Raw genomic sequence first — 17,838 nt, forward strand, 5'->3', positions numbered from 1 at the left:
TACACTAAATAGGTATTATTTGGTATGCGTTTTTTTATTTTTATTTAGATATTTTTGCACTTCTTCTACGTCTTTATCGCCTCTTCCAGAAAGTGTCACTACGATTGATTCTGATCTCTTTCCTTTTCTAGCTACTTTGATTGCCTCAGCTATGGCATGAGCTGATTCAAGAGCTGGGATTATCCCTTCTGTTCTTGTAAGCGTTAAGAATGCATCAATTACTTCGACATCTGTTGCTGAATGATATTTTATTCTCTTGGTATCTTTATAGTATGAATGCTCAGGTCCAACACCCGGATAATCTAGTCCTGCTGAAATACTGTGTGTCTCAGTAATCTGCCCCTCTTCATCTTGAAGTAGATATGTCATCATACCATGTAGTACTCCTTTCGAACCTGCTGATAGTGTTGCTGAATGCATTTTTGATTTTAGTCCATGACCTGCTGCCTCAACACCGATGATCTCTGCATTTGTATCTACAAGTGGATAAAAGGTTCCTATTGCATTGGAGCCTCCTCCAACACATGCAATTACACTGTCTGGTGTTTTGTTGCTGATTTTTTTCATTTGGGTTTTGATTTCTGTACCAATCACACTTTGAAAGTCTCTTACCATTACCGGATATGGGTGTGGGCCAACAGCTGAGCCAAGAAGATAATATGTTGTCTCTACGTTCGTAATCCAGTCGCGAATTGCCTCATTGATGGCATCTTTGAGTGTCTTTGATCCAGATTTTACAGGATGTACCTTTGCACCTAACAAATCCATTCTAAACACATTAAGCTTTTGACGTATGGTGTCCTTGTATCCCATGTACACTTCTGCATTCATTCCCAAAGCCGCACAAGCCATAGCTGTTGCGACACCGTGTTGTCCCGCCCCCGTTTCGGCAATGATTCTTTTTTTGTTCATTTTTTTTGCTAGTAGTGCTTGACCCAAAGTGTTATTGATCTTGTGGGCTCCTCCGTGCAACAAGTCTTCTCTTTTTAGATAGATTTTTGCACCTCCTAGTTTTTCTGATAAATTTTTTGCATAGTATAATGGCGTTGGACGTCCTGCATACACTTTTAGATAATAGTCTAATTCTTTTTTGAAATTTTTATCATTTTTGAATTTGAGATAGTTTTCTTCTAATTCCTCAATTGCTGGAACAAGTGTCTCTGGGATGTATTTCCCACCAAATTCTCCAAATTTGCCATTTTTAGGATATTTCAATATGCATTCACCAATTTTTTTACCTGTTCTTGAATGTTGTCGCTTTTCATTATGCTTGAACCGATTAGAAATGCATCTGCACCGCATTTTTTGAGATAATTGATATCTTCTGGTGTTTCAATTCCACTTTCAGATAGAATTATTCTTGATTTCTCGTATCCTTTTAGGACATATTCTGTAGTTTTGATATCGATCTCCAATGTGTCTAGATTTCTATTATTAATTCCAATGATGTCTGCATCTGTCTTTAGGGCATTTTCAAATTCATCCTTTGTGTGGACTTCGAGTAAAATTTCCAATCCTTGTTTGTGCCCATAACTGATGAACTCATCAATATCTTTGAGGAATTTCTGATCAAATAATGATTGAATCACTAGCATGTAGTCTGCACCTATCTTTTTTGCTGCGTCAATCTGAATTTTATCAATCATGATGTCTTTCATTAATAATGGCACATCAAATGCTTGTCTCACTTTCATGAAAAATTCAGGGGAGCCATTGAATAGGTGGGGTTGAGTTAAAATTGACAATGCTTTGGCGCCTCCTGCAATCATCTGGTTTGCAATGCTTACAGGATCTGATGTTGTTCTAATCTTTCCAAGTGACGGTGATGCAAATTTAATTTCAGTTAGGAGTGTAGCATGAGGATTTGTTTTAATTATGTGCACGAAATCTTTACTTGATTTTTGCAGTTTTGCATCAATATCGTATATTCCATCATCGATTGCCATCTGAGAATTATTTACTAATTTTCTAAGGATGTTTTCTGCCATTATACCAACTCATTTAATTTTGAAATGTCTCCTGTATCTGCAACAAATTTCTCTAGCAATGAAAATGCTTTGCCGTCTTTAATTGTATTTAATGCAATGTCTACTCCTTCCTCGAAATTATTGGCAATATCAGCAACGATTAACCCGCCAGCTGCATTTAATGCCGTAGTCTCAATCATAGCTTGGGTTGCTGTATTGTTGAGAACCCCCACAAATGATTTTATGGCTTCTTCCTTTGTCTTGATTTGTATGTCTTCAAGTCTTGATTTGTGCAGTCCCACCACCACTGGATCAATTACATTCATCAACACTTTGTTATTTCTCAAAATACATACTCTGTTGGCAGCACTTGTGGAAAATTCGTCCATTCCATCATCGGAACGTACTGTCATGATGTTTTGTGACCCCTTTCTTTTCAAAATTGCAGGTAGTCTGTCAAGATATTCTATTGATGATACTCCTATTAGTTGATTTTTAACTCCTGCAGGATTTGATAGCGGTCCTAGCAAATTAAATGCAGTTCTTCTTCCTAGTTGTTTTCTTACTTTGGACACATGCTTCATTGCAGGGTGAAATTTTTGTGCAAACATAAAACAAATGTTGTGCTTTAGCAAAATTTCTGAAATTTGTGCAGGTTCTAGGTTCAAATCATATCCAAAATATTCAAAAATGTCTGCACTTCCTGAAATTCCGGAGCTTGAACGATTTCCATGTTTTGCAACGATTCCGCCTGCAGCTGCTACAACAAACGATGCGGTAGTTGACACGTTAAACGTCCGAATCTTATCTCCTCCAGTGCCACACATGTCGATTATTGTTCCTCTGTTTTTTGTTTGGACCTTGAGTGAAAACTCTTGCATTTTATCGAGCATCCCTAATAACTCATCATCTGTCTCTCCTTTTTCTGCAAGACATGATAAAAATTCTGTATTTTGTTCATCATCTGTTTTTCCTGATAGAATATCTGTCATGACCGAATTCATCTCATCATAATTTAGATCAGTTTTTTGTTGAAGTTTTGCAATGATCTCTGAAATCATTCTCTCTCTCCTGATTCCGGCTTTCGTTTGATCTCATCAGTGACTGTATTTAGAAACCTTAGTGTGTGTTTGGGAATCTCTTCAAACTCTTTATCTGAAAAACTCTCATAAAATACCCAGTCATCAAATTTTTTTATATAGTTTTGAAAATCAAATGGAACGTTGCTCTCTTTTGATGCGTCCTCGATTCCTTTTCCTACTGAATATACAAAAATTAATGCCTCTCTTGCATTTTTTTTGAGATAATCTCCCACTGTGAATGGCTTTGGAATATCTGAAATTATTCTTTTATACAAAACTGATTTTTCAATATTTTGCATTGTAGATTCTATTGTAAATGTCAAAAAATTATCTAATCCTTCTATCTCTTTTTTCAGATCAACTGTTTCTAGGTTTGTGTTTTTTTTAACGCATTGCTCCACTAACATGTGAATAAAATCATCTGGAATATTTTCATCTGAATAGTATTTTGTGAATCCATAGACTGAAACAAGTTTTTCTCTATCAGTAAGCATTTCTGTCATGGAAACCATCTCCTGTTCTATTTTGAACGTGATTTTTTCTCCTTCACTTGACTTATAAAATTCTCTAGAATCTTTTTGCCATTCTCCGTCATAATTGATTCTGGATGAAATTGTACGCCTTGGATTAGGTATTTTTTATGTGTAATTGCCATTACTTCTCCATCATCGTCAGCTGTGGCAGTTACCTCTAGATCATCTGGAATTTTTGTTTTATCTCCAACCAAACTGTGGTATCGTGTTGCTCTAAATGGATTTTTTACATTTAGAAACAATCCTGAATTTGTATGCTTTACTGGACTTGTCTTGCCATGTCTAACACATCCTGCATTAGTTACTTTGCCACCAAATGCATGAATAATTCCCTGATGCCCTAAACAAACTCCCAGAATTGGTGTGGTTGGACCAATATTTTTAATGACATCTGAGCAAACACCAAAATATTTTTTATCTTCAGGTGTTCCTGGACCTGGAGAAATTATTATTCCATCATAATTATTTTGTTTAATCTGATCTAGTGTAATCTTGTCATTTCGTATGACTTCACAGTCAACTCCTAATTCTCCTAGATACTGTGCAATGTTATATACAAATGAATCATAGTTGTCAATGATTAGAAATTTCATTTTGATGCCTCTCTTAGTGCTTGAAGCATGGCTCCTGCTTTATGTTCTGTTTCTCTGAATTCGTTTTCAGCAATTGAATCTGAAACAATTCCTGCCCCTGATTGTATGAATCCTTCATTATCTTCAATGAAAATACTTCTAATTGCAATTGCAAAATCACAACAACCATTGTATGAGAAATATCCTACTGCACCAGCATATGGGCCTCTTGCTTCAGGTTCTAATTCATCAATAATTTCCATGGCTCTGACCTTTGGTGCTCCCGAAACTGTTCCTGCGGGAAAAACTGCTTGAAACGCATCAAACATATCGTTTTTAGGATCTAAATTGCCTATAACATGACTCACTATGTGCTGAACATGACTGAATCGTTTTATCTGCATCAATGATTCTGGATGGACTGTGCCATATTTGCAAACCCTTCCGATATCGTTTCTGCCCAAATCTACTAACATTGTATGTTCTGCCAGTTCTTTTTCATCATGAATTAATTCGTCTGCCAACTTTTTGTTTTCTTTCTCATCATTGGTAATCTTTCTAGTTCCTGCAATCGGGAATGTTTCTACTTTGTCTTTTGTGATTCTAACTAACATTTCTGGTGATGCGCCGATGATGGTTTTTCTACCTTGTTTTAAATGATACATGTATGGGGATGGATTTAGTTTTCGTAGTGTTTTGTACAATGTTAAATGGTCTCCATTGTTTTTGAATGCAAATTTTCTAGACAATACAACCTGAAAAATATCTCCATCATGAATGTATTTTTTTGCTTTATTCACAATTTCAGAAAACTTTTCTTTGTCCATGTTTGGAGTCACTTCACTTGAATGAAATTCTTCAAAAACATCTTCTCCCATTATTAATTTGTCAAATCTATTTTCATCATGATAGAAATAGAATAACTTTTTGTGTACGTTATCATAAAGTATTCCATCGTCATAAATTCCAAACTCCATTAGTGGTTGTTTTGAATCATGTGAATCCGCAATATTTTCTACTAGTCTGATTGCATCATAGTTCACAACTCCTACTGCCCCTCCCAAGTATCTGTAACTCTGATCATCTGATTTTCCTAATATTTTTTTTAGTTCTAAAAATGGGTCTGTGGTTTGAATCGTTTGTGTTTTTCCATCCGAAATTATTTCAACTTTGTCTGAATATCCTTTGAGAACTATTTTTGGATCAAACCCCATCACTGAGGTTTCTGCCAAAACCTCAGGACCTGTTAATGACTCAAACAGGAATGAATGTGAGTAATTTCTTGAGATTTTATTATAAATTTGAAATTGGTTTTCAGATAAATCTAGGGGTATTATTTTTGCTTGAGCATTTCCAAAGATGTCCACCCATGTACAAAATTTTGATGTATTATTATTTAAATTGATGAGTAGGGGCAGACGATGCCGTTTTTGTTTAAAATACTCGCTTTAGGCATGATAAAGTTACGGTATAGTACGGTACCTTTATATCGTATCTGAACGTATGGTAATTACCATGCAGGGGGTTAATCAAACGATTATGCACAAAATGCATAATCCTGAAAAATCACATTCTTCAGTTTCTAAGGTTGAATGCTATGTTTGTGGCAAAGGATTAGAAGACGGACGTTGTATTACAGCAAAAACATTGCCTAATGGAACTGTTTTGTTCTGTGATGTACACTATTCATTACAATGAACAACGTATTTTAAATTGTGGAAATTGTTATGTCGTCAAACAATTCTTCCGCCTTTTTTATGATTTGCTTATCGTCTGCATCCGGTTCTGCTGAAATGAGTATCAAATTATCTCCAATTGGGACACTTATGATCAATTGTTTTGTTCTTCTAGATGCAATATAGTCAATTGGTCCAAGAACATCGTCAAGCTCTTTTCTCATTTTAAAATCTAACTGCATTTGCATGTATGTCATGGATATTTTCTCATCTTTGATCAACGGTGACTTTCCTTTTTTGAATCCTCCTGCAATCAATCTCCCATGTTCGTTGATTATCCCTACGTGCCTTACTTTTTCATCTTTAGATAGTTCTAAACACGCATCATCTAATTTTTTAATTTCTTTAGCAGTAAGCAATGCCATTATGATCATGTGCTGCAGCCGTTATTTTTAATATACTTTTCAAAATCTTAGACCTGCTTTTATTCTCTGAAAATAGATTTGTTTTAAAATCTCTCCCATTATGCCTTTTACTGTCTATTTTAACGTGAGAATGTTGGTCATCTACTTGTCTTGGTACTCATAAATAGTCAAATGATCTTGAAAACATGTGGGACTTTCAAATCAAAATCTATTGGGGCTGAAATTGTTTTCCCCAAGTTCAATTAACGATAAATCTTTGGAATTTTTTGAATTTTTAAAATATGAAACAAAAATATTTCGTAACGATTCCACCATTTTAAAAAAGAATTTAATCAATGAAATACCTAAAAGTCTCAAAATCAAACAAACTTCAAGAAAACAGCAAACACTAAAAAAATTTGAAAAATTTCTACAAAATCTTGATAACATACTATTCATCAAAATCTCTGATGATGAAATATCTGAGATTAAATGGGATGACATTGATGATTTTTGTGGTTTATTGCGTTTAATTGAAAGAAGTGATGAAAGAAAGGTCAGGTGGGCACTATATCATTTATTTGCAAAGGGCCATCTTGAAATTTCTAAAACCCAATTAGCTGAATCATTAAAAGAGTTCAAAATTAAACACTTTGACAAGATTCTTGCCAAAATCATCAAGACGGAAACCCTTTCTGGCCTGGATGCTGAATTTAATGGAACTACATTCATAATTAATCATGATGCTGGGGACAAATTGGTATCTCATTATTTGGCTGATGCCATCGAAGAACAGTCAAGGCGATCTCCAGGTGAACTAGAAGAAGAGATTTTAAAATTAATTGATGAGGGTTCATATTCTAATCAAGAAATTTCCCGATCTCTTTTAATTGATGAAGGCCTTGTATCTAGAACAATTAGTAAATTACGTGATCAAGATAAAATCATCTTGTCTAGCTTTGGTCAACGTGGTGCCAGATACTTTACTACAAATTGTGATAACTGTCCTTTTGGAACAACAAAAACATCCTGTAGAAAAGAAGCATTGTCTTTCATCATTTCTTCATTTATGAAAGATTTTGAAGTGAATCTTTCTGCAAACGATTTTGATTCGGTTGAATCAAATCAGGCATTACTTAAAATTAAACGAATTATCATGATGGCACGAAAAGAAAAGAATACAAAACTTGAACGTAATCTAAGTAAGAACCTCGACGATATACTTTCAAAAGTAGTTGAGAAATTCATAAAAATTGAATTTCCAGATAAATCTTCTGGTGGTTCTAAAATAAATTTTGGTGTATCTTCGGCCATATCCAATCTTCCAATATTATATCAATTAGGGCTTAGAAAAGGAGCGCATGAAGGAATTCGACTCATGAATGAACTGCTACTAGAATCCAAAACCATACAAAAAGAAGACCGTGTGAAAATACAAAAACATGCTATGAAGGAAGCTAACAAATTTCTCAAAAATCTGGGCTTGGAATATAATAAATCTATTTGATTTTGTTAATTTCTTGTATTGCTTTATTATCCTATTTTTAACGGCGTCATTTGTAACATTTTGGTGTGTTGTCTAGCTCACCTCAAATCCAGTTATTTAAACTGCAAATGAATTGATTTCATTTTAAATGAACTCAATTATCTGATATTTTTTAAATGATACTCTTGTATTGCCAACAATTGCTAAATTATCGTGAACCTGCATTGGATACCAAATCATATGATCCATCTATTCATTGTAATTACTGTGGTGAAAAATTAGATAATAAGATGGAATATTGTTCTGATTTGTGTAAAGAAAAAGATTCAATTTGGCACAACTAGACGTGGTGTTACTTTAATGGATTATTCAAACCCAAATGCTGAGGAAGATGGAGTTGAAAGTAGGTTTGACAAATTATATCCTGAATACGACTACTCTTTAAAATCCTCTTCTAAAGAAAAAGATCAAAGAAAAAAGAAAAGAATGAAAACCATGTATTGAAATTGTATTTCTTAATTCGTTGATTATCTTTAGAATTATGATTTACATGTCTGTAATTATCTGGTTATTGTAATTTGTAGAAATTAGAGTAAAAAGCATTTTTCTTAACTACAAAACATGATAATCTAAAAAGTATCTTTTTAATCTACAACATAACAGAATCGAAAAAAGATGTATCAAAAGAATAAATTGTCCATCGTGTTTATATTGATGAATAATTTCGTAGAAATGCCGTCACAAGGTTTGTAGGCAAAACCTAATTGACTAAAATCATACGGAAAGAAAAACCTTCAATAAAAATTTTAGAAATTAATTACTTCTAAGATGCATAGTTTTCACTGCTTAATTTTAGAAAAATGGAAAACAATTCGCCATCTTGATGACGATTGTTAGTTTGTTGACGTTGTTATCGTCTTTTAGCTGCTGCCTTTCTTTTAGGAGCTGCTTTTTTAGCTGCTGCCTTTCTTTTAGGAGCTGCTTTTTTAGCTGCTGCCTTTCTTTTAGGAGCTGCTTTTTTAGCTGCTGCCTTTCTTTTAGGAGCTGCTTTGGATGCAGCATTTCTTTTTCTAGTTATAGCTGCTTTTTTAGCTGCTGCACTTCTTTGTGCTTTAGTTTGTACCATTTCTAAATTTTTAATAATTCACTATATCTTATACTACAGCAGTGAAATTTTTTTATCCAAAAATACCTTTTTTGTAATTTTTTATCTTTATCCAGATCAGTATTTGTAGTGGTATGTCTTTCAATTATTGATGCAAATAATATTCGTATTAAACAAAATTTCTTCTAAATCAAAGGGTATCACACAAAATTGAATCTTGAAAAGATAGAAAATTCTTTTAGATCCACTACCAACAAAAAATCATCTTTTGCAAAAAAAGGCATGGTATCTTCCGCCTTTCCTGATGCTACAAAAGCTGGAGTAGAAATGCTAAAAAAAGGCGGAAATGCCATTGATGCGGCATGTGCTACGGCACTTGCATTGGGAGTATGTGAACCCCAAGCTTCTGGACTTGGAGGTCAGTCCATGGGAATCGTCTATTTCAATGGAAAATCATATGCGATAGATGGTTCTAGCCGATCTCCTTCTCTGGCACATTCATCATTTTATGCTAAAAAGAAAAACCGTCGTTTAGGATACAAATCTACAACAATTCCGAGCACTTTGTCTATGATAGGATTTTTACATGAAAGATATGGTCGTTTAGAATGGCAAAAGATTGTTTCTCCTTCGATCCACATTGCCAAAAAAGGATATAAAATTACACAACTTCAACATAGTTTACAGCAAAGAGAGTTGGATAATTTTCATTCAATTAAATCAAAATCTGGCGCAAAATATTTTCTAAAAGACGGGCTTGTTCCATATGATGTAGGGGATAGATTCATTCAGGATGATCTTTCTGAAACATTATCGTCTATAGCCGAATATGGATATCGTATTTTTTATCACGGAAAAATTGCAAAAAAAATTGCAGCAGATATGAAAAAAAATCATGGTTTAATTCAAGAAGAAGATTTAGCGTATATTCCAGAACCATTAATTCGAAAACCCATTAGTAGAAAATATCGTCATGTTACAGTTGCAACTTTACCTCCACCTGCAGCAGGTAGAACTTTACTTCTTACATTGATGATGTTGAATCACCTTCCTTCAAAATTTCTTAGAAGTTCAAAACCTAGCTCATACCACTTTGTTGCTGAGACATTCAGAAAAGCATTCTTGCATCGATTACAACGGCCATTTAATCGTCATACATATGATCAAATTCAGGATAAATTACATTTACAAAGAACTTTTGCAAAACAAATGGCTGATTCCATTCATAATTCTATGGATGCTACTTTGCCTATGGAAGATCCTGATTTTGGAGGCGAAGATACTACGCATTTTTCGACTATGGATGATGAAGGCAATGCCGTTGGCATAACACAATCAATAGAACTTGCATATGGCTCAAAAACTGCAGCTGAAGGTTTGGGATTTCTATATAATAATTACATGTCAGCGTTTGAATTTAACAATCCTAATCATCCTTATTTCATTAGACCAAATGCAATACCTTGGACATCTGTGTCTCCTGCATTGATTTTTAACAATTCTAAACTGTGGATGGTTGTGGGAAGTCCTGGAAGTCAGAGAATATTTTCTACAATAACTCAATTTCTGTCTAGAATCATTGATGGTGATTTATCAATGGATCAGGCAATTGAGCGACCAAGATTTCATTGTTCTATTGGTGGCACTATTAGTATAGAGGATGGGGGATTTAGAACTGAAATTATCGATTATCTTAAAGAGATGGGCTATGACATTTCTGTTAAAGAACGATATTCATTTTATCATGGTGCAATTCATGCAACAATGAGGCTGCAGACACAAGATGGATTTCAAGGAGTGGCAGAAGTAAGACGTGATGGGATCGCCGAGGGATTAAATTAGAACAACTGCCTGTTTTGTTATCTATTCCACATGGTGGAAGAAAGAAACCTATAGAACTTGATGGGCATTTATGCATTACAAATAAAGATCTTTTTGATGATTCTGATCCTTTTGTTATTGAAATATTTGATTTGGGAGATAAAGTTCAACGTGTAATTAAGACAAATATTGCTAGAGCGTTCATTGATCTTAATCGTTCACAAGACGATTTACCACCAAAAAATCCTGATGGTTTAATTAAAAGTTCTACTTGCTACGCAAAACCGATTTATCTTGATAGAAAGGAACCTGATCCTTCTCTGAGAACTTTGCTAATTGAATTATACTATCTTCCATATCATAATTCCATACAGAAAAATCTCGATGAGTTGAAATTACAATTATGTTTAGATTGCCATTCAATGGCATCATTTGCACCCAGCATTTCTCCAGATGGCAAGAATAACAAAAGACCGAAATTTTGTCTGTCAAATAATGATGGGCAAACCGCATCTGAAGAAATGCTGGAGTTATTGGCTTCGTGTATTTCTAAGTCTTATGAAATTGATAGAAATGAAATCTCCTTAAATGATCCATTTCATGGTGGTTATATTACAAAAACATATGGAAATAATCCTGTTCCGTGGATTCAAATTGAGATGAATAGAGATTTGTATTTATCCGATCCTTGGTTTGATCAAGAAACACTTACTGTAGATTTGACACGTTTACAAAAACTAAATGAACAATTTGAAAATTCGTTAAATCTATTCTTTAAAGAATTTGATGGAGTGGATTCTTGAAAGTCACACAATTTCTTGCACTAATTGATTACTTTAACGGTGATATTGTAAACATAATTTCTACACTTAAAATTCCACTTCCAATGGGTCTGAATAATCCATTTCTGACTAATTCTCAAGGTTGATTTTCCCAAAAACACTGATATTACAATAATCCTTATGTATTATAATCTTAGATTCTGATATTCCATGGTGACTGAAAACAAAAAATCTGAAAGTTCTGATAAGATGATTAAGAAAAAACAAGAAAAGGTAATGGATACTATAGCAAAAAACTATGTCCAAACTTTAGAACATACAAAAAACTTGGGAAAAGAATCTTTGGGAAAAATATCTGAAGTAGGTTTAACAGGAACAGCATTTCTAAAATCAAAACCTTACTGGGAATCTCTGAAACACAACTCACAAAAAATTAAAGAAAAAACTTTGGAACATGGTGCAGAATTTAAAAAAAATAGCCCTAAATTTTACAAGAAAATTAGTAGTGGATTTTTTTATTTCTTCGAGTCAATAATAGGAAGAATCAAAATCGGTACCCAATATGGAACTCCTAGTCTTGAAATATTAGAAAGGCTGGCCAAACTCAAAGAACTTGGAATCCTTACAGAAGAAGAGTTTACAAATAAAAAGAAAAAAATCCTAGATAGAATCTGATAATGGCAAAAAATCTAATAATTTCTACGCTTGTTATCATCATTGCGGTATTAGTTGGTTTTATAATTATGACAAATCATGATTGGTTTTCTCAAGAATGGTTAATTGGGTTGAGTGTTATCGTTGGTGGTGTAATTGCTGAGGGAATTATGCTTTATTTGAAAATTAAAAAATGACTCATTCAGTATGCCTTATGTCAATTATCATTGATTTGAGTTGTGATTAGGAAAATTTTCTAGTTTAGTTTATGAATATAATTAAAACATACGGACATTGTGGAAATGATTTTTATGATCTGAATGGAGTTTGTTGCTCTGTAAAATGTGCTTGGGAGATTTTATAATATAAAGATGGCTGACGAGAATACGCACTTTTCAAAATATTTTTCCCTTCCACAATTTATTGGAAAATCTGTCTTTGATAGTAAAGGGCGTGATTGTGGAAAGATAAAATCTGTATTGGTTGATCCACAAAAATTTTCAATATCTGGAGTAATAGTGAAAAAAAGATTGTCAAAAGAATATTTTTTATCTCGAGACTATTTTGAAGAAATCAATGATTCTGGACTCAGTTTAAACACGGTTCCGATAAAACCTGGAGATAAAGTTGCAGACATTGATGGAAAAAATATCGGCAAGATAATTCAAATCAATCTTAATCCTGATACGAACAAACTGGAATCTCTGGAGATAAAATCTCGATTCAGATCAGAAATAATCTCTTCTGATAGAATTGTTGCAGTTGGTGAAAAAATCAAAATTAAATCCCTTTAAACAGTTTTTACGACAAAAACACTACCCCTTTCTTTACCTTTTTCAGGTCTCGATAACCAGACAGACCCTTTTTCATTATCTTTATTTACTTTAAACATGATGCAGAGTATGCAAGCATACGTTCTGATAAATTGTAATACTGGTAGTGAAACTACACTAATTTCTGAACTTAAAGAATTACCTGAAATAATTGAAATTAATGGGGTGTGGGGGAAGTATGATATTTTTATAAAAATATCTACTGCAGATCCTAATGGAGTAGAGCAGATTGTCAAAAGACTTCGAAATCATCCTGATATTGTAGATACCTATACCATGCATGTTTTATATGGACAAGGCGGTACAATCGACAATGAATAAAAATTCAACACAGTGAATAATTAATTTCGTTCCTTTTCTGTTTGATGATCAATTTACTGTTCTATACAATTTGTAATGAAAAAATCAAAAATTAAATTCTGTCGTGCGGATGAATTATTTTTAATTTTAAAGTATTACAAGATAAAAAATTAAACTTCTAAAATGGATTTTATCGATATTACACGGTCTGGTTCTGGGCAGGCATTTGTACAAAAAGCATTTTAGTCAATAAGTACTTGTAAGGGAATTGAACATAAGTTTTTAAAATTAATAGGAGATCTGTTTGAGAATTGGCTTTTGAATCTATTTTGTATATAGGGATCTTGCTCTTAGCTGCCAAACTGTTTGGTGAAATCATGCATCGAATAAATCAGCCAACAATCTTGGGAAACGTTCTTGCGGGAATTATTGTCGGTCCTGCACTTTTTGCCCTTGTTCAGCCAATTGACGAAATTGAACTGTTCATTTCCATTGGGGTATTTTTCCTATTCTTTTTGATAGGCCTTGAAGAAATTGATCTTGCAGGCTTATTCCGTGTAATGCGAGGAAGGATTTTTGCTGGTTCTGCAGTTGCATTTTTAATTCCTTTTGTTATTGCAGGTATTTTTGGACTTGCTTTAGATATGGATTTTGTAAAATCATTTGCAATTGCCAGTGTAATTGCGGCATCTAGCTTGGGTGTTACTGCCAAAGTTCTAAGTGATCTTGGAAAATTAAAATCCACAATAGGCCTTGAAATTTTTACTGTTGCAGCAATAGTAGAATTTATTGCAATTATTGTTACAAGCATAATGATTCAAATCAATACCAGTGAAACACCTGAATTTTCTGAATTTGTTTGGTTATTTGTTAAAATGATCATATTTTTTACTGTAGCTGGACTTGTTTCAGTCTTTATTTTGCCACGTTTTTTCCGTTTCATAAAAAAACATCTGCGTGTTACCCAAGTATATTTTGGAGTTGTAATTGGGGTAATCTTACTTGTTGCATATTTTGCCGAGATTAGTGGGGTTCATGGTGCTATTGGTGCCCTGCTTTTAGGAATTGCTGTTTCCAGAATGAGTAAAGAGGATTATAATGAAATTTCAAAAAATGTCCATGCAGTAGGATATGGTATTTTTATTCCAATATTTTTTGCGGGAATCGGACTTCATTTTAGCACTGCATTTCTTGATTTAGAATTATGGATTATTGCTGGATTTCTTGTAATAATGATTGGGGTAAAATTTTTGGGCTCGTACATTGCAGTACGTATAGCTCAAATGCGTCCTGCGACAACTGTAGCGTATGGTGTAATGTCAAAAGGTGCAGTTGATTTGGCATTAATGTTATCTTTACTACAAGTAAATATTTTGAACAATAGCTTGTTTTCCCTTTTGGTTCTCGGAACTTTAATGACCATGATAATTTCTAGCGTTGAACTTCAACGTAAATTAAAGAAAATCATCCACTTTAAAGTAGGTACGATTGAAATGGGCTTGGTCCCTGGTTATTTTAGAAGAGTTGTTTCGGATATGACTGCTGTGTCTGTAATTAACACAGCGTTTCTAAAAACAAAAAAGAATATCACGATTAAAGAATTTCTTAAAAATAATGATCTTGACAAAAGACCATTTTTGGTTTTTGATGAAAATGATGTTCTAGTGGGAATCATTTCAAAACGTGAAATCGAAAAATCACACAAGAAAACCCGTGATATTACTACTGTTGGAGATATAATGTATGAAAAATTCCTAACCGTATTGCCTGATGATTATCTGTATTCAGTAATTCAAAAGATGAATTCTTACCCATTTGATATGATCCCCGTAGTGAATCCTGAAGAAAATAAAAAAGTTATCGGGATTATTTCCAATCAAGATATTATGAATTTACTCGTGGAACCCAAGAAATCCTAATTTTATAGGTTATCATCATAATCGTTAAAATTTCAATTGCTTGTAATAATTGAAAATTCTATATGTGTGAATGCTTTCTTATAATTATGATCCAAAACAGAATTAAAAAAATTGTAATTCCCTTTGATGGTTCAATTCACTCTAAACATGCCTTTAACATGGCATTAAATCTTGCACAAAAATACAATTCAAAATTAATTCTAGTAACATGTGTTGAAAAGATTAATGGAAGTTGGTATGGTAAAGAATTTGCACCCTCCTACAATAAAGACGTAAAACGATACAAGGAAAAAATTCTTCGAGAAACATCAAAATTAGAAGAAATTTCAAAAAAGAAGAAGATTAAAACCATGACAAAAATTTTTGTTACTGATTCAATTGTAGAGCAAATTCTGTCATTTTCAAAATCAAATAATGCGGATGTGATTGTAATGGGCTCTCATGGAAGATCGGGAATTGATAAACTAATTCTAGGCAGTGTTGCTAATGGTGTTGTTCAAAGATCAAAAATCCCTGTTTTGGTAGTACGATAGAATACAAATCCCTAATTTTGATGACCTATTGTTTATTTCCAATTTTGAAATTCTAAATATCATTTTTCAAAAAACAATGATTGTTTAAATGGAATTTGTTGAACTTGAGATTATTATTGTGATGCTTGTTGGACTATGCTCTTTTTAACGGACTTGAAATTGCAATATTTTTTATCTAATTATTTAAATTCCTCAAAAAAACTAATCATATATGCCTGAAATACGTGAAAAACAACATGATGATTTTGAAGTATTTGACAAAATTAACCAAAGATATTTTTCTGAAATAGAACATTCTGTTCCTCATTTTCAGCAAACATTGTTTGATTTACAAAATGAGTGTTACAAGTTATGGAAAAACACTATCAATGCAAATGTACAATTGCAAAAAGAACTTTTAGGCAAATCTGGATTTAATTTTGTTTTGCCTAAAATTACTCAAAAAATAATTGACAATGTTGGTGCGGAAATTGTAAAGTATCGACTAGCCTGTATAAAAATAGCAATAACAACAATAGAATCGGGCACAAAAAATGTTAAAACCTGGAATGACAGTGCAAATACGTTTCTTGATTTGAATAGAAAAATAATACACAGTTGGTTTTTACCGTTTATGCCCAAACCAGACACTGAAAAATGAAAAAATCCACCATTGGCATTATCGCTATTGCAATCTCTGTTGCAGTATTTTATGGCATAATGAGTTTATTATGGCAACTTTAAAAATACAAGTATCTTTAACAAATGAAACATGTTTTTTACAAAATTAAATCTATTTTCACCAAAAATGATTTTTATTCTTCATCAGGCTCGCCCGCTTTATCTCTGACTTTTTTGAGAATACAAAATTTACTTAATTTTTTGAGAAATCCCATTAGTGTAGTTACAAACTAGATCTTTATGTGTGTTGAAATTTTTGCTTGATCTCTACTCTTCATCGATTTTTTTGTTATATTCGTCCACTTTGTAATTGTATTCTTCAATCTCTTTGTTCTCATTATTGATGTCCTCTTCAAATAGTTCGGGATTTTCTTCTTGGGCTCGTTTCATTAGTTTCTTGAATGTGTCAGGATCATCTTTTTGAAGTTCGAGTAGAATTTTTCCTATTGATTCATCTAGATTGCTCATCATTATTTATGATTCAAATCTCATATTTTTATCATTCCTAAAATCAAGACAAAGTCGCGTTTCTATTTTTTTCCATTTGTTGAATAGTCATATAGCATTCTTGCTTCTTTCCATTGATACCACACAAAATCCCATACTAGATCATCTATTGACTGACGTTCTTCTTCTTTGATTTGCCTATCTCTCAGATTGTAATTTATTTTACTTCTAATTGTCCCTAGTCGTAATCCTAGCATTACGCATTCTCTATTGTTACTGGGAAGTTCTTTTCCTCTAAAACTGTTTGATTTTGAATCAAAAATATCAAAATGTTCCTTGTGCCACCTGAATTTTGACTTGTCAAATATCTCAAGAATTAAAGTGATTATGTCATAATCTAGTTTTTTCTGATCAAGTTTTTCTTTGATTATCTGCTCTACTTTTTCTTTTCTTTGCTTGTCGAGTTTTCTCTCTAAATCTTTTAGTTCTTTTGATATTTTCGCTTGCATTAATTCAACACTGTGTAGAGTGGTAAATTGTCTCTTAATAACTATGAAATCAAGTTAAAAAATTATTAATCAAATCACACCCATTTCAATTATGCCGTTAGATAAAATGCCTGATGTTGAGCAATACGTGCCAACTCACAAATCTACAGTTCTACATGTAAAAGGTAAACCCGTAGCATGTATAATTGATGACATAAGTAATGAATTGCGATTTAAATCTGTATCAAAAAATAATTCATTAAAAGCTAGTTTGATTGGTTTTCTAAACAAACATGATGATTTAGGTCTTCTATTGGGATTCAAATTAAAGATTCAAACTGATTTGGAGAATTTTGAATATACCGTATATCCAAATGATGAATTCATTGAAACGGTAATCTTTGATGAATCCGTTTTTATTATTAACAAAAAATTGGAACCTCTTTTTTCTTTGAAAAAAATAGTAACTGATCAATTTGTTAAAACTAAAACAGAGTTTGACAAATTTCAGTCATTAATAAATAAAAAAACTTGAGTCAATTGCTTTCCAAATATTCAATAAATGCCTTTTTCTAA

The 17,838-nt window shown here is 32.8% G+C and carries 24 protein-coding genes; 14 read left to right on the top strand and 10 right to left on the bottom strand.

The window, feature by feature from the left end:
* Nucleotides 1-15: 15 nt before the first annotated feature.
* From trpB to OO712_RS05035, 6 genes are read right to left on the bottom strand one after another with little or no spacing between them, the layout of a single operon-like run.
* Nucleotides 16-1,215 carry a tryptophan synthase subunit beta gene (gene trpB, locus OO712_RS05010; RefSeq protein ID WP_109877120.1) on the bottom strand — a complete coding sequence of 400 codons (1,200 nt, stop codon included), beginning with the start codon at nt 1,213-1,215 and terminating at the stop codon, nt 16-18.
* Complete coding sequence (locus OO712_RS05015; RefSeq protein ID WP_109877119.1) at nt 1,212-1,988, bottom strand: indole-3-glycerol phosphate synthase TrpC; 777 nt, start codon at nt 1,986-1,988, stop codon at nt 1,212-1,214. Before OO712_RS05015 ends, trpB begins: the two co-directional genes overlap by 4 nt.
* On the bottom strand, nt 1,988-3,028 hold the full coding sequence (gene trpD / locus OO712_RS05020; protein ID WP_109877118.1) for an anthranilate phosphoribosyltransferase: 1,041 nt from the start codon (nt 3,026-3,028) through the stop codon (nt 1,988-1,990). The genes OO712_RS05015 and trpD overlap by 1 nt, the downstream gene beginning before the upstream one ends.
* Nucleotides 3,025-3,552 carry a hypothetical protein gene (locus OO712_RS05025; RefSeq protein ID WP_109877117.1) on the bottom strand — a complete coding sequence of 176 codons (528 nt, stop codon included), beginning with the start codon at nt 3,550-3,552 and terminating at the stop codon, nt 3,025-3,027. Before OO712_RS05025 ends, trpD begins: the two co-directional genes overlap by 4 nt.
* Before the next feature lie 17 nt (nt 3,553-3,569).
* On the bottom strand, nt 3,570-4,175 hold the full coding sequence (locus OO712_RS05030) for an anthranilate synthase component II (protein ID WP_109877116.1): 606 nt from the start codon (nt 4,173-4,175) through the stop codon (nt 3,570-3,572).
* Nucleotides 4,172-5,521 carry an anthranilate synthase component I family protein gene (locus OO712_RS05035; RefSeq protein ID WP_109877115.1) on the bottom strand — a complete coding sequence of 450 codons (1,350 nt, stop codon included), beginning with the start codon at nt 5,519-5,521 and terminating at the stop codon, nt 4,172-4,174. The genes OO712_RS05030 and OO712_RS05035 overlap by 4 nt, the downstream gene beginning before the upstream one ends.
* Nucleotides 5,522-5,669: 148 nt before the next feature.
* Between OO712_RS05035 and OO712_RS05040 the strand changes: the two genes are divergently transcribed.
* A complete protein-coding gene (locus tag OO712_RS05040) occupies nt 5,670-5,852 on the top strand; it encodes a hypothetical protein (RefSeq protein ID WP_200829084.1) in 183 nt (60 codons plus the stop codon).
* Nucleotides 5,853-5,862: 10 nt separating this feature from the next.
* On the opposite strand, the gene OO712_RS05045 is transcribed toward OO712_RS05040, so the two are convergent.
* Nucleotides 5,863-6,255 carry a DUF6659 family protein gene (locus OO712_RS05045; RefSeq protein WP_109877331.1) on the bottom strand — a complete coding sequence of 131 codons (393 nt, stop codon included), beginning with the start codon at nt 6,253-6,255 and terminating at the stop codon, nt 5,863-5,865.
* Nucleotides 6,256-6,442: 187 nt separating this feature from the next.
* Between OO712_RS05045 and OO712_RS05050 the strand changes: the two genes are divergently transcribed.
* Together OO712_RS05050 and OO712_RS05055 are read left to right on the top strand one after the other, a co-directional pair.
* Entirely contained in the window at nt 6,443-7,741 is a 1,299-nt protein-coding gene (locus OO712_RS05050) for a hypothetical protein (protein WP_200829083.1), read from the top strand.
* Nucleotides 7,742-8,080: 339 nt separating this feature from the next.
* Nucleotides 8,081-8,224: a hypothetical protein gene (locus OO712_RS05055; RefSeq protein ID WP_200829082.1), complete on the top strand. Its 144-nt coding sequence runs from the start codon at nt 8,081-8,083 to the stop codon at nt 8,222-8,224.
* 406 nt (nt 8,225-8,630) lie between these two features.
* Here the strand turns inward: OO712_RS05055 and OO712_RS05060 are convergent, their stop codons facing one another.
* Complete coding sequence (locus OO712_RS05060; RefSeq protein WP_264953960.1) at nt 8,631-8,846, bottom strand: hypothetical protein; 216 nt, start codon at nt 8,844-8,846, stop codon at nt 8,631-8,633.
* Nucleotides 8,847-9,035: 189 nt separating this feature from the next.
* Here OO712_RS05060 and ggt point away from each other — a divergent pair, with 189 nt between their 5' ends.
* From ggt to OO712_RS05110, 10 genes are all read left to right on the top strand, one after another.
* Nucleotides 9,036-10,667 (top strand): gamma-glutamyltransferase, encoded by a 1,632-nt coding sequence (gene ggt / locus OO712_RS05065; RefSeq protein WP_109877113.1) that lies wholly within the window; start codon nt 9,036-9,038, stop codon nt 10,665-10,667.
* Nucleotides 10,668-10,681: 14 nt separating this feature from the next.
* Complete coding sequence (locus OO712_RS05070) at nt 10,682-11,449, top strand: N-formylglutamate amidohydrolase (RefSeq protein WP_225866887.1); 768 nt, start codon at nt 10,682-10,684, stop codon at nt 11,447-11,449.
* The gene (locus OO712_RS05075) at nt 11,446-11,574 is read left to right on the top strand and encodes a hypothetical protein (RefSeq protein WP_263970074.1); all 129 of its coding nucleotides are present in this window, start codon (nt 11,446-11,448) and stop codon (nt 11,572-11,574) included. Before OO712_RS05070 ends, OO712_RS05075 begins: the two co-directional genes overlap by 4 nt.
* Before the next feature lie 64 nt (nt 11,575-11,638).
* Nucleotides 11,639-12,103: an SHOCT domain-containing protein gene (locus tag OO712_RS05080; RefSeq protein ID WP_109877111.1), complete on the top strand. Its 465-nt coding sequence runs from the start codon at nt 11,639-11,641 to the stop codon at nt 12,101-12,103.
* 2 nt (nt 12,104-12,105) lie between these two features.
* Nucleotides 12,106-12,279: a hypothetical protein gene (locus tag OO712_RS05085; protein ID WP_200829081.1), complete on the top strand. Its 174-nt coding sequence runs from the start codon at nt 12,106-12,108 to the stop codon at nt 12,277-12,279.
* A gap of 174 nt (nt 12,280-12,453) precedes the next feature.
* Nucleotides 12,454-12,876 (top strand): PRC-barrel domain-containing protein, encoded by a 423-nt coding sequence (locus OO712_RS05090; RefSeq protein WP_109877110.1) that lies wholly within the window; start codon nt 12,454-12,456, stop codon nt 12,874-12,876.
* Nucleotides 12,877-12,984: 108 nt separating this feature from the next.
* Nucleotides 12,985-13,236, top strand: coding sequence for an Lrp/AsnC ligand binding domain-containing protein (locus OO712_RS05095; protein WP_109877329.1), 252 nt, complete (start codon nt 12,985-12,987; stop codon nt 13,234-13,236).
* Nucleotides 13,237-13,526: 290 nt separating this feature from the next.
* Nucleotides 13,527-15,134 carry a cation:proton antiporter domain-containing protein gene (locus OO712_RS05100; RefSeq protein WP_109877109.1) on the top strand — a complete coding sequence of 536 codons (1,608 nt, stop codon included), beginning with the start codon at nt 13,527-13,529 and terminating at the stop codon, nt 15,132-15,134.
* An 86-nt stretch (nt 15,135-15,220) separates the two neighbouring features.
* Complete coding sequence (locus OO712_RS05105) at nt 15,221-15,667, top strand: universal stress protein (protein WP_160049220.1); 447 nt, start codon at nt 15,221-15,223, stop codon at nt 15,665-15,667.
* A gap of 211 nt (nt 15,668-15,878) precedes the next feature.
* Nucleotides 15,879-16,307 (top strand): hypothetical protein, encoded by a 429-nt coding sequence (locus OO712_RS05110; RefSeq protein WP_225866886.1) that lies wholly within the window; start codon nt 15,879-15,881, stop codon nt 16,305-16,307.
* Nucleotides 16,308-16,594: 287 nt separating this feature from the next.
* On the opposite strand, the gene OO712_RS05115 is transcribed toward OO712_RS05110, so the two are convergent.
* Complete coding sequence (locus OO712_RS05115; RefSeq protein ID WP_225866885.1) at nt 16,595-16,798, bottom strand: hypothetical protein; 204 nt, start codon at nt 16,796-16,798, stop codon at nt 16,595-16,597.
* Nucleotides 16,799-16,857: 59 nt separating this feature from the next.
* Nucleotides 16,858-17,283 (bottom strand): hypothetical protein, encoded by a 426-nt coding sequence (locus tag OO712_RS05120; protein WP_109877107.1) that lies wholly within the window; start codon nt 17,281-17,283, stop codon nt 16,858-16,860.
* 91 nt (nt 17,284-17,374) lie between these two features.
* Here OO712_RS05120 and OO712_RS05125 point away from each other — a divergent pair, with 91 nt between their 5' ends.
* Nucleotides 17,375-17,797 (top strand): hypothetical protein, encoded by a 423-nt coding sequence (locus tag OO712_RS05125; protein WP_109877106.1) that lies wholly within the window; start codon nt 17,375-17,377, stop codon nt 17,795-17,797.
* The last annotated feature ends 41 nt before the right edge of the window (nt 17,798-17,838 follow it).

The sequence above is a fragment of the Nitrosopumilus zosterae genome (assembly GCF_025998175.1).
GTDB lineage: Archaea > Thermoproteota > Nitrososphaeria > Nitrososphaerales > Nitrosopumilaceae > Nitrosopumilus > Nitrosopumilus zosterae.

Coding starts and splice junctions, on each gene's coding strand:
- OO712_RS05015 (WP_109877119.1), bottom strand. CDS start 1,988: ATGGCAGAAAACATCCTTAGAAAATTAGTAAATAATTCTCAGATGGCA.
- OO712_RS05105 (WP_160049220.1), top strand. CDS start 15,221: ATGATCCAAAACAGAATTAAAAAAATTGTAATTCCCTTTGATGGTTCA.
- OO712_RS05025 (WP_109877117.1), bottom strand. CDS start 3,552: ATGACAGAAATGCTTACTGATAGAGAAAAACTTGTTTCAGTCTATGGA.
- OO712_RS05125 (WP_109877106.1), top strand. CDS start 17,375: ATGCCGTTAGATAAAATGCCTGATGTTGAGCAATACGTGCCAACTCAC.
- OO712_RS05030 (WP_109877116.1), bottom strand. CDS start 4,175: ATGAAATTTCTAATCATTGACAACTATGATTCATTTGTATATAACATT.
- OO712_RS05080 (WP_109877111.1), top strand. CDS start 11,639: ATGGTGACTGAAAACAAAAAATCTGAAAGTTCTGATAAGATGATTAAG.
- OO712_RS05085 (WP_200829081.1), top strand. CDS start 12,106: ATGGCAAAAAATCTAATAATTTCTACGCTTGTTATCATCATTGCGGTA.
- OO712_RS05110 (WP_225866886.1), top strand. CDS start 15,879: ATGCCTGAAATACGTGAAAAACAACATGATGATTTTGAAGTATTTGAC.
- OO712_RS05115 (WP_225866885.1), bottom strand. CDS start 16,798: ATGATGAGCAATCTAGATGAATCAATAGGAAAAATTCTACTCGAACTT.
- OO712_RS05090 (WP_109877110.1), top strand. CDS start 12,454: ATGGCTGACGAGAATACGCACTTTTCAAAATATTTTTCCCTTCCACAA.
- OO712_RS05120 (WP_109877107.1), bottom strand. CDS start 17,283: ATGCAAGCGAAAATATCAAAAGAACTAAAAGATTTAGAGAGAAAACTC.
- OO712_RS05060 (WP_264953960.1), bottom strand. CDS start 8,846: ATGGTACAAACTAAAGCACAAAGAAGTGCAGCAGCTAAAAAAGCAGCT.
- OO712_RS05045 (WP_109877331.1), bottom strand. CDS start 6,255: ATGGCATTGCTTACTGCTAAAGAAATTAAAAAATTAGATGATGCGTGT.
- OO712_RS05095 (WP_109877329.1), top strand. CDS start 12,985: ATGCAAGCATACGTTCTGATAAATTGTAATACTGGTAGTGAAACTACA.
- OO712_RS05040 (WP_200829084.1), top strand. CDS start 5,670: ATGCAGGGGGTTAATCAAACGATTATGCACAAAATGCATAATCCTGAA.
- trpD (WP_109877118.1), bottom strand. CDS start 3,028: ATGATTTCAGAGATCATTGCAAAACTTCAACAAAAAACTGATCTAAAT.
- OO712_RS05055 (WP_200829082.1), top strand. CDS start 8,081: ATGGATTATTCAAACCCAAATGCTGAGGAAGATGGAGTTGAAAGTAGG.